General features: G+C 69.5%; 16 protein-coding genes. 5 read left to right on the forward strand and 11 right to left on the reverse strand.

The features are described from left to right. Nucleotides 1–24 precede the first annotated feature (24 nt). From ACTWQI_RS17090 to ACTWQI_RS17100, 3 genes are all read right to left on the reverse strand, one after another. The gene (locus tag ACTWQI_RS17090; RefSeq protein WP_443271360.1) at nt 25–915 is read right to left on the reverse strand and encodes an RNA polymerase sigma factor SigF; all 891 of its coding nucleotides are present in this window, start codon (nt 913–915) and stop codon (nt 25–27) included. A 101-nt stretch (nt 916–1,016) separates the two neighbouring features. Then, nucleotides 1,017–1,430 (reverse strand): anti-sigma regulatory factor, encoded by a 414-nt coding sequence (locus tag ACTWQI_RS17095; RefSeq protein ID WP_443271306.1) that lies wholly within the window; start codon nt 1,428–1,430, stop codon nt 1,017–1,019. A 251-nt stretch (nt 1,431–1,681) separates the two neighbouring features. Continuing rightward, nucleotides 1,682–1,942, reverse strand: coding sequence for a UBP-type zinc finger domain-containing protein (locus tag ACTWQI_RS17100; RefSeq protein WP_443271309.1), 261 nt, complete (start codon nt 1,940–1,942; stop codon nt 1,682–1,684). A gap of 80 nt (nt 1,943–2,022) precedes the next feature. Between ACTWQI_RS17100 and ACTWQI_RS17105 the strand changes: the two genes are divergently transcribed. Beyond that, complete coding sequence (locus ACTWQI_RS17105; RefSeq protein WP_443271310.1) at nt 2,023–3,612, forward strand: Na+/H+ antiporter; 1,590 nt, start codon at nt 2,023–2,025, stop codon at nt 3,610–3,612. A gap of 202 nt (nt 3,613–3,814) precedes the next feature. On the opposite strand, the gene ACTWQI_RS17110 is transcribed toward ACTWQI_RS17105, so the two are convergent. Next, nucleotides 3,815–4,048: a hypothetical protein gene (locus ACTWQI_RS17110; protein WP_443271312.1), complete on the reverse strand. Its 234-nt coding sequence runs from the start codon at nt 4,046–4,048 to the stop codon at nt 3,815–3,817. A gap of 316 nt (nt 4,049–4,364) precedes the next feature. Between ACTWQI_RS17110 and ACTWQI_RS17115 the strand changes: the two genes are divergently transcribed. After that, nucleotides 4,365–5,414: a family 2 encapsulin nanocompartment cargo protein polyprenyl transferase gene (locus ACTWQI_RS17115; protein WP_443271313.1), complete on the forward strand. Its 1,050-nt coding sequence runs from the start codon at nt 4,365–4,367 to the stop codon at nt 5,412–5,414. Between the two features lie 102 nt (nt 5,415–5,516). Here ACTWQI_RS17115 and ACTWQI_RS17120 read toward each other — a convergent pair whose 3' ends face one another. Together ACTWQI_RS17120 and ACTWQI_RS17125 are read right to left on the reverse strand one after the other, a co-directional pair. Continuing rightward, nucleotides 5,517–6,458 carry a beta-ketoacyl-ACP synthase III gene (locus ACTWQI_RS17120; RefSeq protein WP_443271315.1) on the reverse strand — a complete coding sequence of 314 codons (942 nt, stop codon included), beginning with the start codon at nt 6,456–6,458 and terminating at the stop codon, nt 5,517–5,519. A 228-nt stretch (nt 6,459–6,686) separates the two neighbouring features. Further along, the gene (locus tag ACTWQI_RS17125) at nt 6,687–7,931 is read right to left on the reverse strand and encodes a putative glycolipid-binding domain-containing protein (protein WP_443271317.1); all 1,245 of its coding nucleotides are present in this window, start codon (nt 7,929–7,931) and stop codon (nt 6,687–6,689) included. 194 nt (nt 7,932–8,125) lie between these two features. Between ACTWQI_RS17125 and ACTWQI_RS17130 the strand changes: the two genes are divergently transcribed. Beyond that, nucleotides 8,126–8,539 (forward strand): YciI family protein, encoded by a 414-nt coding sequence (locus ACTWQI_RS17130; protein ID WP_443271318.1) that lies wholly within the window; start codon nt 8,126–8,128, stop codon nt 8,537–8,539. 184 nt (nt 8,540–8,723) lie between these two features. Here ACTWQI_RS17130 and sodN read toward each other — a convergent pair whose 3' ends face one another. Then, a complete protein-coding gene (gene sodN, locus ACTWQI_RS17135) occupies nt 8,724–9,119 on the reverse strand; it encodes a superoxide dismutase, Ni (protein WP_443271320.1) in 396 nt (131 codons plus the stop codon). A gap of 143 nt (nt 9,120–9,262) precedes the next feature. On the opposite strand from sodN, the gene sodX reads away from it, so the two are divergent. Beyond that, nucleotides 9,263–9,754 carry a nickel-type superoxide dismutase maturation protease gene (gene sodX / locus ACTWQI_RS17140; RefSeq protein ID WP_443271361.1) on the forward strand — a complete coding sequence of 164 codons (492 nt, stop codon included), beginning with the start codon at nt 9,263–9,265 and terminating at the stop codon, nt 9,752–9,754. Here the strand turns inward: sodX and ACTWQI_RS17145 are convergent. The 4 genes from ACTWQI_RS17145 to ACTWQI_RS17160 form a co-directional block, all read right to left on the reverse strand. Next, entirely contained in the window at nt 9,646–10,287 is a 642-nt protein-coding gene (locus ACTWQI_RS17145) for a CGNR zinc finger domain-containing protein (RefSeq protein ID WP_443271322.1), read from the reverse strand. The genes sodX and ACTWQI_RS17145 overlap by 109 nt on opposite strands. A gap of 196 nt (nt 10,288–10,483) precedes the next feature. Beyond that, on the reverse strand, nt 10,484–11,248 hold the full coding sequence (locus ACTWQI_RS17150; protein WP_443271324.1) for an amino acid ABC transporter ATP-binding protein: 765 nt from the start codon (nt 11,246–11,248) through the stop codon (nt 10,484–10,486). Then, nucleotides 11,245–12,207 carry an amino acid ABC transporter permease gene (locus tag ACTWQI_RS17155; protein WP_443271326.1) on the reverse strand — a complete coding sequence of 321 codons (963 nt, stop codon included), beginning with the start codon at nt 12,205–12,207 and terminating at the stop codon, nt 11,245–11,247. Before ACTWQI_RS17155 ends, ACTWQI_RS17150 begins: the two co-directional genes overlap by 4 nt. 29 nt (nt 12,208–12,236) lie before the next feature. Further along, nucleotides 12,237–13,193, reverse strand: a complete 957-nt coding sequence (locus tag ACTWQI_RS17160; RefSeq protein WP_443271328.1) for an ABC transporter substrate-binding protein — start codon at nt 13,191–13,193, stop codon at nt 12,237–12,239. Nucleotides 13,194–13,719: 526 nt separating this feature from the next. Between ACTWQI_RS17160 and ACTWQI_RS17165 the strand changes: the two genes are divergently transcribed. After that, nucleotides 13,720–14,928 (forward strand): NAD(P)-dependent malic enzyme, encoded by a 1,209-nt coding sequence (locus ACTWQI_RS17165; RefSeq protein WP_443271330.1) that lies wholly within the window; start codon nt 13,720–13,722, stop codon nt 14,926–14,928. Nucleotides 14,929–15,010: the final 82 nt, after the last annotated feature.

The following is a 15,010-nucleotide window of genomic DNA, read 5'->3' on the forward strand; positions in this document are numbered from 1 at the left end:
CAGGCGCGCTTCGTCCGCTTCCGACTACTCCTCGACGAGCAACCTGTCCCGGAGCTGCGCGAGGGTGCGGGCCAGCAGCCGTGAGACGTGCATCTGCGAGATGCCGACCTCCTGGGCGATCTGCGACTGGGTCATGTTCCCGAAGAAGCGCAGCAGCAGGATCTTCTTCTCCCGCGGCGGCAGCTCCTCCAGAAGCGGTTTGAGCGATTCCCGGTACTCGACGCCCTCCAGGGCGTCGTCCTCCGCGCCGAGGGTGTCGGCGACCGCCGGGGACTCGTCGTCGGTGTCTGGCACGTCCAGCGAGAGGGTGCTGTACGCGTTCGCGGACTCCAGCCCCTCCAGCACCTCCTCCTCCGAGATGCCGAGGTGCTCGGCCAGCTCATGGACCGTCGGCGACCGGCCGTGCCGCTGGGACAGCTCGGCGGTCGCGGTGGTCAGCGAGAGCCTCAGCTCCTGGAGCCTGCGGGGCACCCGTACCGCCCAGCCCTTGTCGCGGAAGTGCCGCTTGATCTCACCGACGACCGTCGGCGTCGCGTACGTGGAGAACTCCACACCGCGGTCCGGATCGAAGCGGTCCACGGACTTGATCAGACCGATGGTGGCGACCTGGGTGAGATCGTCCAGCGGCTCACCGCGGTTGCGGAAGCGGCGGGCCAGGTGCTCCACCAGGGGCAGATGCATCCGCACCAGGTGATTGCGCAGCTCGGCGCGCTCGGTAGAGCCGTCGGGCAACTTCCGGAGCTGGATGAACAGGGCCCGGGCGCCGCTGCGGTCGTGCGGATCGGGCAGCTGTCCGTGCTCGTGCTCGTACGCGTGCTCCGGCTCGTGCTCGGGCCGGTCCCGCTCGCTCCCGCGCGGCCCCTTCTGGAGCTGCTCATGCCCGCGCTGGTTCTGCGGACGCTGGTCCTGGTCCATGTGGTCTGCCCGCTCTGCCTGGTGCTGCGCGGGAATGGTCGCACCGGGCACCACCCGCGAGCCGCGCCTCTCGTCCTGCACCGGCTTCCCCGTCCCGTCCGTCACGGCTGTCCGGGGCCCGCGCCGCGCTTTTTGTGCAGACTGATGCTGACCGTACGGTCCTCCCCGACCGTCGAGTCGACCTCGCCGGCGAGCGCGGAGAGCACGGTCCAGGCGAAGGTGTCGCGCTCCGGCGCACGACCGTCGGTGGTCGGGGCGGACACAGTCACCCCCAGAGCGTCGCCGACCAGGCGGAAGACGCAGCTGAGCACGCTTCCGGGCACGGCTTGCTGGAGCAGGATCGCGCAGGCCTCGTCGACCGCGATGCGCAGATCCTCGATCTCGTCGAGGGTGAAGTCCAAGCGCGCTGCGAGTCCGGCCGTGGCCGTACGCAACACCGACAGGTAGGCACCCGCAGCGGGCAGCCGGACTTCCACGAAGTCCTGGGTCCCGGGCTCGCCTGCGATCTGGGACACCCTCACCTCCAAGGTGGCACAAGCTGTTTGAGCTGGTTGGAGCGCCGGCCCCGGGCCCCGCTGGAGGGCGAGGACAGGACCACGTGGCACATGCTTCGGCTGCGACGCTACCGTGATCCGCGGGATGGGGTCCCACGAACCTGGGGGAGCGTTACTCATTGTAAGGCTGCGGGTACGGACAGTGGCTAGGGGTTTGCCGTGCCCAATTCGAAGGGATGCCCGCCCGGTTGGCCGCCCTGGGCGGGCCGCGCTCAGACGATCTGCTGGTCGATGAAGCACCAGCGCCAGCTTTCGCCCGGCTCGAAGGAGCGCATGACCGGGTGTCCAGTGTCCTCGAAGTGCCGCGACGCGTGCCGATGCGGCGACGAGTCACAGCATCCCACGTGCCCGCATCCCAGGCACAGCCGCAGATGCACGTAGTCACTGCCGATGGCCTGGCACTCCAGGCAGGTGTCGCTGAGCGGGTCGAGCTCGAGGCGTGGGAGTTCCGGGACGTGTGGGCACTCGCTCATGATGGCCAGGTTAAAACGCGCCAGTGACATCCGGGGCCGCGCGGCGGCGCACCGCGGTGGACGGGGACGAAAAGGGAGCCATGGACGCACTACCTCTGCTGTCGCTGGTCGCGGGCAGTGCGGTCGTCGCGGGCGCCGCCCGGCGCACTCCGGTGCCCGCGCCGCTGTTGCTGGTCGCCGTCGGCCTCGCCGTCAGTTACGTACCGGGCGTGCCCGACTACACACTGGACCCGGACATCGTGCTTCCGCTGGTGCTGCCGCCCTTGCTGCACCTGGCCGCCCTGGACAGCTCCTATCTCGGGCTGCGGGCCAATGTGCGTCCGGTGGCGTTGCTGTCCATCGGATACGTGCTGTTCGCGACGGCGGCCGTCGGCGGGATCTGCTACCTCGTCGTGCCGGATCTGCCGCTGACGGCCGCCCTCGTGCTCGGTGCCGTGATCGCACCGCCGGACGCGGTGGCCGCCACCGCCGTCGCCCGGAGAATCGGCTTGCCGACCCGGATCACGACGATCCTGAAGGGCGAGTCGCTGTTCAATGACGCGACCGCGATCACCGCGTACAAGGTCGCTCTCGCGGCGGCGGTGGGGGAGGGGGCGACGTGGGCCGGAGGGGTCGCGGAGTTCGCCGTCGCCGCGGTGGGCGGCGTGGGCGTCGGAGTACTGCTGATGGGTCCGCTGCACTGGCTGCGCACCCGGCTCAGGGAGCCGCTCCTGCAGAACACCCTGTCCCTGCTCATTCCCTTCGTGGCGTACGCGGCCGCGGAACAGGTCCATGCGTCCGGTGTGCTCGCCGTCGTGGTCGTCGGCCTCTACCTCGGGCATCGCTCCTGGCAGGTCGATTTCGCGACCAGGCTTCAGGAGGAGGCGGTCTGGAAGATGGTCGCATTCATCCTGGAGTCGTCGGTCTTCGCGCTCATCGGACTGCAGCTGAGGTTCGTGGTGAGCGGCCTCGGTGCCTATGCGCCGGAACAGGCCGCCTGGTACGCGACCGCGGTGTTCGCCGCGGTCGTCGTCGCCCGCTTCGTCTGGGTCTACGGCGCGACCTACCTGCCCGTACTGCGGCAGCCCGGAGGCCTGCCGCCATGGACGCACCCGTTCGTCGTGTCCTGGGCGGGAATGCGTGGGGTGGTCTCGCTCGCGATCGCGTTCGCGATCCCGATGAACGTCCACGGCGGTGCGGAGTTCCCGGACCGGAATCTGGTGCTGTTCCTGACCTTCACCACCGTGATCGGGACGCTGGTCCTTCAGGGGCTCACCCTGCCGCCCGTGATCCGACTGCTGCGCCTCCCCGGGCGTGACGAGCGCCAGGAGACTCTGGCTGAGGCGCAGGCGCAGAACGAGGCCTCGGGTGCGGCCCGACGACGGCTCGACGAGCTGGTCGCCGACCCGCGTAACGCCTTGCCGAAGCCGCTCGAGGACCGGCTGCACGCCGTGCTGGCGCGGCGGCGCGACGCGGTGTGGGAGCGGCTGGGGACGGTCAACGCGTTGACGGGGGAGTCGGCGGACGACACCTACCGGCGGCTGGCGCGGGAGGTGATCAATGCCGAGCGGGAGGTGTTCGTACGACTGCGTGACGAGCGGCGGATCGACGACGAGATGCTGAGGACGCTGTTGCGGCGATTGGACCTGGAGGAGGCGGCCGCGTACCGGGAAGGGGCGGCGGGGCGTTAGCCGGCCCGTCGGGGACCGCCCGTCCATGCGCCGAGGCGTGGCGCGTCCCGCTGCGGTTTCTCGTCGAGGCCGGAGTCCGGGGCCGGCGTGCGGGGCCTGAGCCCGAGGCCGGAGCGCGCGGCACTGCCGCCGCGGAGTGGGACCCGGGGCGCGCCCGGGCGGGTCCGCGGGCGGGCGTCAGGAGCTGCCCGTATGGGGGCGGTCAGCTGCGCAGAAAGGCGTCCCCGTGGGCCGCGACGTGGTCCTGTACGGCGGACAGCGCCTGCTGCGTCGCCTCGGAGCCGCCGCTGCCCTGCTGCTCGGCGTAATACGCCGCGCCCAGTCTCCTCAGCAGGTCGTGCCCGGCCCGCTGCGCCTGCACCTCGTCCAGCTTCTGCTTGCCCTGCGCGATCCCGCGCTGCGCCTGCTCCTTGGCGCGGTCCAGGAACCCGGCCATGTGGTGCCTCCTGCTCTCCAGTGCGGATCGATGGGTGGCGGCCCGTCACCTCTCACTCGACAACGGCCTCGCCGGGAAACGCGGTCGGCCGCCGAAGTCTGAAAATGACGGCACTATCCGTTTACGACGTGAGTCTCAGCGTAGCCGCGACCTGGTGAACGCGCGTCCTCGGCCGCGGCTCCCTGTCGCTCGCGCACGGTGGGCCCTCACCCTGCACCGCATGATCTATTCCCACTCATTTGTGTAATGGCCCGTGGCGGAAAGCGGCTGTCACGATGAACGAGCAGGTGGGAGACCTGCGAAGGCAAGCCGAGGGGTGGGGATCATCAACACCTTCACATACAGCCGCCAGGGCCGCGAAGCCGCCGATCTTCTCGAGCGGGCACACACGGCCGTGAACCCGGCGCTGCGCGCCGCCGTCGATTCACTGCCCGCCTCGCTGCACCGGGTCGTCGCTTACCACTTCGGTTGGCAGGACGCCGACGGCATACCGACCGCCGGTGCGGCCGGCAAGGCCATCCGTCCCGCGCTGGTGCTGGCCGCGGTACAGGCCTTCGACGGGCGGCCCGAGCGGGCGGTGCGTGCGGCCGCCGCCGTGGAGCTGGTGCACAACTTCACCCTGCTGCACGACGACGTCATGGACCACGACCCGATGCGCCGCCACCGCCCCACCGCCTGGACCGTTTTCGGGAAGTCCGAAGCGATCCTCGCCGGGGACGCGCTGCACGCCCTGGCCCTGCAAACCCTTGCCCAGGACCTGCACCCGGCCGCCGCGGTGGCCGCGGAGCGGCTTGCGGCATGCGTCATCGAGCTGTGCGACGGCCAGCATGCGGACTGCGCCTTCGAGCGGCGGTCGGACGTCTCGCTTCAGGAGAGCCTGGCCATGGCGGAGGCCAAGACGGGGGCCTTACTCGGCTGCGCCTGCGCGCTGGGGGCGCTCTATGCCGGTGCCCACGAGCGGACCGTCGACGTCATGGACGCCTTCGGTCGGGAGGCAGGGCTCGCGTTCCAGCTCATCGACGATCTCATCGGCATCTGGGGGGATCCCGCGCACACCGGCAAACCGGCCGGCGCCGATCTCTCGGCCCGCAAGAAATCGCTGCCGGTGGTTGCCGCGCTGACCTCCGGCAAGCCCGCCGCGGCCGAACTCGCGGCCATCTACCGAGTGGAGGGACCGCTAGAGGGCGATGCGCTGCGGCGCGCGGCGGAGGCGATCGAGCGCGCGGGCGGCCGGGACTGGGCACAGGGCGAGGCCTGCATCCGGATGGCCGGGGCGATGGACCACCTGGCGCGCGCGGTCCCCGACCTCGCGCAGGCCGGGGACCTCCTGGCACTGGCGGAGTTCGTCACCCGCCGCAGCCGCTGAGCGGGTCGCCTCGGGCGGCGGGCGCCGGCCCCTGCGGGGCCGACCCACCGAGACCGCAAGAGACCGCAGGTGGTTCGGTCTGCCGCCCGGGGCATACCCACGCTAGGGGCAGCGGATGACCTGGCCGGCGTACGACAGGTTGCCGCCGAAACCGAAGAGCAGAACCGGGGCACCGGAGGGCACTTCTCCGCGCTCCACGAGCTTGGAGAGGGCGAGCGGAATGCTGGCAGCCGAGGTGTTGCCGGAATCGACGACATCCCGGGCGATCACCGCGTTGACCGCCCCGAGCTTCTGGGCGACGGGGTCGATGATGCGCAGATTGGCCTGGTGGAGGACGACCGCCCCGAGATCCTCGGGGCGGATGCCCGCGCGCTCGCACACCCGCCGCGCGATGGGCGGCAGTTGTGTGGTCGCCCACCGGTAGACGACCTGGCCCTCCTGGGAGAAGCGCCCGGGCGTGCCTTCGATGCGTACGGCGTGCCCCATCTGCGGGACCGAGCCCCACACCACCGGGCCGATCCCCGGCTCGTCCGCCGCGGTAACGACCGCCGCACCGGCGCCGTCACCGACCAGCACACACGTCGAGCGGTCCGTCCAGTCGGTGACGTCCGTGAACTTCTCGACGCCGATCACCAGCGCCTTCCTCGCCGAGCCCGCCCGAATGGCGTGGTCGGCGGTCGCCAGCGCATGCGTGAAACCGGCACAGACGACGTTGAGGTCCATCACGGCCGGGGAGGACAGGCCCAGCCGGACTGCGACCCGGGCAGCGGTGTTGGGACTGCGGTCGACGGCCGTACACGTGGCGACCAGGACGAGATCGATCTCCTCGGCCGTGACCCCGCTGCCGGCCAGCGCCTTGGCAGCCGCCGTGGAGGCCATGGCGTCGACGGTCTCGTCCGCCGCGGCGACATGGCGAGTGCGGATGCCGACCCGGGTGCGGATCCACTCGTCGGTGGTCTCGACCATGGCCGCCAGGTCGTCGTTCGTCAGCACCCGTGCGGGCTGGTAGTGGCCGAGCGCCAGCACCCGTGATCCGGCCGCCATCAGCGGTCCCCCTGTTCGGTTCGGTGACGGTTCGTGACCAGTCTTGAGGCGACCGCCGGGTAAGGAGGGCAGGTGATCCGCCAACGTTCGGTCACGAGATCTGGCGTGATCCGCATATCACCAAGGCCGTCGGGGGCATCACCGCCGACGGCTCGGGAGGTTCACCGGGTCAGCCCGCAGCGCTGCTGCCGACACCCCGCCCGCCGCCCCGGCGTCCGCGCCGTGCGTTCACGTCGACATGTCCGGCTCCGGGCGTCTGGTCTGCGTCACCCGCCACAGTCGCCGTGGCAGCGTGCCCTCCTCGAACGCGTGCACTTCGCGCAGATCCCAGCCCTCCGCGAGCGAATCCACGAGTTTGCGGTCGAAGAAGTGCACCGCGAACCCGCCGTGCTCGTAGATGTCGTCACCCTGCGACGTCCCCGTCCCGTAGTGTGCGTCGCCGGTGTGCCGGACCGTGTAGACGAACACGCCCCCCGGGCGTAGGACCCGCGCCACCTCGCCGACCAGGGCACGGATCTCCTCCGTGGACAGGGCCATGCAGAGCAGCATGTGGGCGAAGACCGCGTCCACGCTTCCGTCGGGCAGCGGCAGCGGCTCCCGTACGTCCTCGACCATGGTCTCCACCCGCTCGGCCAGGCCCTCGGCCTCCGCGCGGTCGCGTAGCCGGGCGAGTGCGGTGGAGCTGAAGTCGGCGGCCGTGACCTCGAATCCGGCGCGCGCCAGGTACAGGGCGTCCCGGCCGTGCCCGGCCCCCAGTTCGAGCACCGTATGGGCCCCCGCCTTGCGGAACACCAGCGCGGCGTGCACGGCTGGATCGGACGGCTGCGGCCCGTAGATCTCCGGATCCGCCTCATACGTCCGTTGCCAGTGCCGGCGCTGCTCCTCGGCCAGGCCGGTGCCCCGCGGAGCGAGCCGGAAGGCCAGCCCGGGATACGTGACGATCAGCCCGTCGAGGTCGAACTCCAGGTTGCTGCTGAAGTCGTCCGAGGTGAACCGGACCCGCCCTCCGACCTCCGTCCGGCCGAGGTGGGTGTAGGTCTGCCGCGACGGCCGCACCGCCAGGTCGGGCACCGAGACCCAGGCCATCAGGAATTCCTGCTCCCCGGGCGCCGTGTGCAGCCGGTGCCGCAGCACGGGCATGGCGTTGGTCAGCGGGGACAGGCCGAGATCGCAGTCGAGAGCTCCCCGCACCTCCGGCAGCGGCCGCCCGTCGGCCGTCCACTCCCCGTCGTCCTGCCGCCGCAGATCGAGCCGGCGGGACCCGCCGGAGGCGAGGTCGGCGGTGACGAGCAGACGGCGCGTCACATAGTCCTCACCGGTCTCCAGTTCGTAGCTGAGCCAGTACGGCCCGGGCACCGTGCCGACGGCGCGGCCGTGCGCTCGGAGGGCGGTGCCGGAGAGCTCGGGCCACGCGGTCTCGAATCCCCCGCTTTCCGTGACCCGCCAGGTCACCCCCTGGGGCTGATCAGCCATCGTGTCCTCCGTGGTGGTGGCTGCGGCTGCGGAATGTGGCGACTCGGGGGTTTCTGCGCGGTGCGGGTCGTCTCACACCCGAAAATATCCGCGCGAGCATCCGCGCGCCGGAATGCTCAAGCACGCGCCCCGGGCTCCGACGTCTCATGCGAGAGGTACCCGATGCGGGTGCCGGCATGGTGAGGAGAGACGACATGAAGTACATGCTGATGGTCCTCGGGAAGCAGTCCGACTACGACGCCATGAGCGGCGCCACCACGGCGGGCCCGGCGTGGTCCAAGGCAGACCTCCAGGCGATGTTCCGGTTCATGGAGGCGGTGAACAAGGATCTCGCCGCGTCGGGCGAGCTGGTCGAGGCGCGGGGCCTGTCCGAGCCGACCCAGGCCCGGCTGGTCACCGCGGCCAAAGACGGCAGGCCGGTGATCTCCGAGGAACCGTACGGGGAGACCACGGCGGTGCTGGCCGGGTACTGGGTGCTGGACTGCGACAGCATCGAGCGCGCCACCGAGATCGCCGCCCGGGTCCATCAGTGCCCGATCCCCGAGGGGACACCGAACTACCCGGTGGTCGTGCACCCGATCCCGGAGACGGCCGGAATCGAGGTCTGACCGCCGGAGCCCGCGCCGCCCGTCGACCGGAGGGCCCTGGCGCCACGCAGCCGGCGAAGACGACCGCACCCGGTCCGTCTTGGGCGCCGTGCCGGACGCCCCGGACCGGGTGCGGCAGATGGATCGATGGCTGATGACCGATGAAGAACGGCGGTGCCGCGCGGCCATGCAGATCGGGCCGGGCTCAGGCCTTCTTCGTCTCCCAGAAGATCTTGTCGATCTCGGCGATCAGGTCGAGAAGCTTCTGGCCGGTCGACGGGTCCGTCGAACCCTTGGCGGCGCTGGCGGCCTTGAGAGCGTCGTTGACCAGCTGGTGCAGCTGCGGGTACTTCTCGAAGTGCGGGGGCTTGAAATAGTCGCTCCAGAGCACGGAGATGTGGTGCTTGGCGAGCTCCGCCCGCTGCTCCTTGATGACGATGGCCCGCGCGCGGAAGTGCGGGTCCTCGTTGGCCTGGTACTTCTCCTGGATGGCCTTCACGGAATCGGCCTCGATACGGGCCTGGGCCGGGTCGTAGACGCCGCACGGCAGGTCACAGTGGGCACTGACCTGCACCTTCGGGGCGAACAGGCGGGCAAGCATAAAGCTGTCCTTCCTCGTGATCGTCTTCTCAGGTGGGAGATTACTCCGTGGGGGAGGCGATTTCGCGAGTGCCCCAGGGGGCTTAGGACAAAAGTCCAGTGCCAGGCTGGTAACTGGTGGAGGAACTGACCGGGAGGTGCCGGATGCCGGACGGGGACCGGTGGCAGGGATACGACCGGGGTCGCGACCGCGAGCCCGGGAACGGCCGGCGACGGCGCGCGGCACCGCCGTTCGGGCTCGCCGACGTGGTCGGACCGTCCATGGTGCCGACCCTGCAGCCGGGGGATCAGCTCGTCGTCCACTACGGAGCGCCGGTGCGGCCGGGTGACGTGATCGTGCTGCGCCACCCGATGCAGCAGGACCTGCTCATCGTGAAGCGGGCAGTGGAGTGGCGCGACGGCGGCTGGTGGGTGCTCGGTGACAACCCGTTTACCGAGAACGACAGCCGGGAGTTCGGCACCGTCCCCGATGACTTCGTCCTCGCCCGCGCCCGCGTCCGGCTGCGTCCGTTCGGCTTCCTGAAGGGTCAGCGCTCGCCGGCGGCGCTGGTCTCCTGGGCGGTCTCGGCCGTACGGCCCGTCCGGTCCTCGGTGCGCTCCGAGCGCTCGGTCTCCAGGCGTTTGCGGGCCCGGTAGGCGGCCACGTTGGCGCGGGTCGCGCAGCGGTCCGAGCAGTACCGCCGGGAGCGGTTCGTCGATGTGTCGAGGTAGGCATTGCGACAGGGCGTCGCCTGGCAGATGCCGAGGCGGTCGACGCCGAGCTCGGAGAGGTGCACGGCCAGGCCCATCGAGGCCGTCGCCGCGTACCCGGCGGTGGCGTTCGCCGGGTGTTCCGCGATGTGCAGATGCCACTTGGGGCGGCCGTCCTCGTCCCGGTACTCGTGTCCGGCGACCTGCGGGCTGACCGGGAACTCCATCAGCAGCGCGTTCAGCAGATCGACCGCGCGCACCTCGTCACGCTCGTCCGCCGCCTCGAAGACCGCCCGGAGGCGGGTCCGTACGGCACGCAGCCGAGTCACGTCCGCGTCCGTCGCTCGACGTGCCACCTGCGACGCGTTGCTGAAGAGGGCCCGTACCGCTTCGACCGAGGTGAGCTCGTCCTTGCCCCGGGCCGGGTCCTCGGTGTTCACCAGGCGCACGGCATAGTCCGAGTAATGGGCCAGTTCCACTTGTGCTCCTTACGGAGGCGGCTGGGATGGGTCTCGATCGGGGTAACAGATGCCCTTGCTTAGAGCCTATTACGAGCTCGATCGATCGGCAGGGCTCGGGACCAGGTGAGCCCTGCCCGAGCCCGGGAGCAATGGAACGCGAAGTCCCCGGACCCCGCACTGCGGGCTCCGGGGACCTTCACAATCTGGGCAGCTGCTACAGCACTTTGGAGAGGAACGACTTCGTGCGGTCGTGCTGGGGGTTCGTCAGGACGTCCCGCGGGTGACCGGACTCGACCACCACGCCGTCGTCCATGAAGACCAGCGCGTCGCCGACCTCACGGGCGAAGCCCATCTCATGCGTGACCACGATCATCGTCATCCCGTCCTCGGCGAGCCCGCGCATGACGTCGAGGACCTCACCGACCAGCTCCGGGTCGAGCGCCGAGGTGGGCTCGTCGAAGAGCATGAGCTTCGGTTCCATGGCCAACGCGCGGGCGATGGCCACACGCTGCTGCTGGCCGCCGGAGAGCTGGGAGGGGTAGTGACCGGCCTTGTCGGCCAGGCCGACCCGGTCCAGCAGTCGCTCGGCCCGTTCCCGTGCGACGGCCTTGGACTCGCGCCTGACCTGAACCGGGGCCTCCATGACGTTCTCGAGCGCCGTCATGTGGGGGAAGAGGTTGAAGCGCTGGAACACCATGCCGATGTCGCGGCGCTTACGGGCCACCTCGCTGTCCTTGAGCTCGTAGAGCTTGTCGCCGTGCTGCCGGTAGCCGACCAGCTCGCCGTCCACGTACAGCCGCCCGGCACTGATCTTCTCCAGGTGATTGATGCAGCGGAGAAAGGTGGACTTGCCGGAGCCGGACGGGCCGATCAGGCAGAACACCTCACGCGGAGCGACCTCCAGCTCGATGCCCTTGAGGATGTGCGCCGCTCCGAAGGACTTGTGGACGCCCTCGGCCTTCACCATGGCGGTCATCACACGCCTCCCCGGTTGCCGGTGAACTTCAGCAGATTGACCTTGACCCGCTGCAGCGGAGTGGGTGGCAGACTGCGCAGCGATCCCTTCGCGTAGTACCTCTCAAGGTAGTACTGCCCCACGCTGAAGATGCTGGTCAGGGCGAGGTACCAGACGGAGGCGACGAGCAGCAGCTCGAAGACGGCGAACGAGGCCGAGCCGATGTTCTGCGCCGCGCGCAGCAGGTCGACGTAGCTCACGACGGTCACCAGCGACGAGGTCTTCAGCAGGTTGATGAACTCATTGCCGGTCGGCGGAATGATCACCCGCATCGCCTGCGGCAGAACGATCCGCCGCGTGGTCTGCGTGCTGGTCATGCCGAGCGCGTGCGACGCCTCGGTCTGCCCCTCCTCCACCGACTGGATGCCGGCGCGCACGATCTCCGCCATGTACGCGCCCTCGTTCAGACCGAGGCCGAGCAGCGCGACCATGAACGGGGTCATGACGTCCGTCATCTCGTCCTTGTAGAAACCGAGATTCAGGACCGGAAAGATCAGTGCGAGGTTGAACCAGATCAGCAGCTGAACCAGGACCGGGGTGCCGCGGAAGAACCAGATGTACAGCCACGCCACACTGCTGGTCACCGGGTTCTTCGCCAGCCGCATCACGGCGAACAGCACGCCCAGCACCAGGCCGATGAGCATGGAGAGCACGCTGATCAGCAAGGTGCGGCCGGCGCCCTTGACGATGCGGTCGTCGAACATGAAGTCGCCGACCGTGGCCCAGCGGATGTCGCCCTCGGAGAACGAGTAGACCAGCAGGCCCAGCAAGGCCAGCACGATCACACCGCTGACCCAGCGGCCGTAGTGTCGCACCGGGATGGCCCGGATCTCCTCTGGTGGAACGGGGGTGGCGGTCTCCGGAGAGACCGGGGGCTCGCCGGGCGGGTCGCCGGCGGCCCCCTTGTCGAACTTGTCAGTCACTGCGACTGCCCTTCAGGTGGTACGTGAAGTCAGGAGCCGGCGTTGATGGACGCCTTGTCGACGGCGCTGTCGGTCACGTCCCACTTCTCAAGGGCCTTCTTGTAGGAGCCGTCCGCGATGATCGCGTCCAGGGCCTCCTTGATCGCGTCACGCAGCTGGGTGTTGTCCTTGTCGACCGCGATACCGAAGGGGCCTGCCTCGGTCTGGTCACCCGTGACCTCGAAGTCGTTTCCGCCACCCGCGGTCTTCGCGATGTACGCGGCAACCGGGTAGTCGTTCAGGTCGGCGACCGCGCCGCCCGCCTTCACGCGGGTCTGGGCCTCGGCGTCGGTGTCGAAGGACTCGATGGTGAGCTTGCCCTTCTTGTCCTTGTCGCACTTCTTGGCCTGGTCCTTGAAGGTCGTCTCGTAGATGGTGCCGCGCTGCACGGCGACCTTCTTGCCGCACAGGTCGTCCAGCGACTTGATGTTCTCCGGGTTGCCCTTCTTGACGAGGAGCGAGACGCCCGAGTTGAAGTAGTCGACGAAGTCGACACCCTCGCCGGCCTTCTTGCCCTTGTCGTCCAGGCCCTCCTGGCGATTCTTCGTGTCGCTCATCGCAGACATGATCACGTCCGACCGGCCGGAGTTGAGACCGGTGATCAGGCCGTCGAAAGTGCCGCTGGTGAACTGGAACTTCACGCCGAGCTGCTTTCCGAGAGCCATGGCGATCTCGGGGTCGACGCCGACGATCTTGCCGCCCTCCTCGAACTCCATCGGCGCGTACGTGGCGTCGGTGCCGACCTTGATGACCCCGGCGTCCTGGATCTTCTTGGGCAGCTTGTCGAAGAGCGGCGCCGCGGAGCCATTGACCTCGCCGCCCTCCTTCCCGCCCTCGGTCTGGTCGCCGCAGGCGCTGAGCAGCAGGACGCCGGAGACCGCGATCGCGCCGACAGCGGCCATCCGGGTTCTGGCAGCGGCCGAGCGACAAGTGAGGCGTGCGGTCATGGTGGTTCCTCCTGCGGGTGAGGGCCGATGGGCGGTGCGTGCACTTTCGAGTGTGATGACCTCGTGCGATTCCGGCATCTTGCCATCCGGACAGCACCGATCAAGGTGTCGGCCATGTCAAAATCGGATAACGGGCGATCCCCGTGGAGCACCGGGCCGGTACGGATGACCGGACCGCGGTGGGGAGCGTGGAACGAGACCATCATCACGCGCTCGAAGTCTCTGTAAATGGACTTCTGACAGCAGTTCCGCCGACCGACTTGGACGTTTCGGTGAAGTTGTGGTCCGGTGCTGCAACAGAAGTCACTCGTCTATGGATCCGTACGTCCGGTAGAAAAGACGTTTACACCCCTCACCCGGGGCTCAGGGCGCGCGTGCGGCGCGCCCGGCGTTCGTGCCATCCCCCCGCGCGGCTCCCATCGTGCGGCCGGCCATCTGCTGGACGGGACTACGGACGCGGTGCCCGCCCGCTCCTCAACCTGGCGCGGTAACCCTCGACAGAATTCAGACAAAGGGGTCAAGAAAAGTGGCAGCGGAGATCGTGAATCCTCGCAGCGATAGCGATACGACGGACGACGGCGAGCCCTTCGATCCGGCCTTCGCGCTGCACCGGGGCGGCAAGATGGCCGTCCAGTCGACCGTGCCGATCCAGGACAAGGACGATCTGTCCCTCGCCTACACGCCGGGCGTCGCCAAAGTGTGCAGCGCGATCGCCGAGCAGCCGGAGCTCGTCCATGACTACACCTGGAAGTCTCAGGTCGTGGCCGTGGTGACGGATGGCAGCGCGGTGCTCGGGCTCGGCGACATCGGGCCGGAGGCGTCGCTTCCGGTGATGGAGGGCAAGGCGATCCTGTTCAAGCAGTTCGGTGGGGTGGACGCGGTTCCGATCGCCCTGGACTGCCGGGACACGGACGAGATCGTGGAGACCGTCGCCCGGCTCGCGCCGTCCTTCGGTGGAGTGAACCTGGAGGACATCTCCGCGCCCCGCTGCTTCGAGATCGAGCGGAAGCTCCAGGAGCGCCTGGACATCCCGATCTTCCACGACGACCAGCACGGCACCGCCGTCGTCACGCTCGCCGCGCTCCGCAACGCCGCACAGCTCACCGGCCGTACGCTCGGCCAGTTGCGGGCCGTGATCTCGGGTGCCGGCGCCGCGGGGGTCGCCATCGCCAAGATCCTGGTCGAGGCGGGCATCGGCGATGTCGCGGTGAGCGACCGCAAGGGCATCGTCAGCCGGGACCGCGAGGACCTGACGGAGGTGAAGCAGGCCCTGGCCGGCTTCACGAACAAGTCCGGGCTGTCCGGTTCGCTGGAGTCCGCCCTGGACGGGGCGGACGTCTTCATCGGGGTGTCGGGCGGGACGGTGCCGGAGTCGGCGGTCGCGACGATGGCGAAGGACTGCCTGATCTTCGCCATGGCCAACCCCAACCCGGAGATCCACCCGGATGTCGCGCACAAGTACGCCGCGGTGGTCGCCACCGGGCGCAGCGACTTCCCCAACCAGATCAACAACGTGCTGGCGTTCCCCGGGATCTTCGCGGGCGCGCTGCAGGTGCGGGCCTCGCGGATCACCGAGGGCATGAAGCTGGCGGCCGCGGAGGCGCTGGCGGCGGTCGTCGCGGGCGAGCTGAGCGCGGACAAGGTGATCCCGTCGCCGTTCGACGAGCGGGTCGCTCCCGCGGTCACCGCGGCGGTGGCGGTAGCGGCGCGGGCGGAGGGCGTCGCCCGGCGGTAGCCGCCATCGGGCGCGGTTCGCTGAATACGGGCTGTGGATCGCCCCCAAGGAGAGACACAACCCCTCCCCTCCCCGCCCACCA

It is taken from the genome of Streptomyces sp. KR80 (genome assembly GCF_052245555.1).
In the GTDB taxonomy this organism is placed as follows: Bacteria; Actinomycetota; Actinomycetes; order Streptomycetales; family Streptomycetaceae; genus Streptomyces.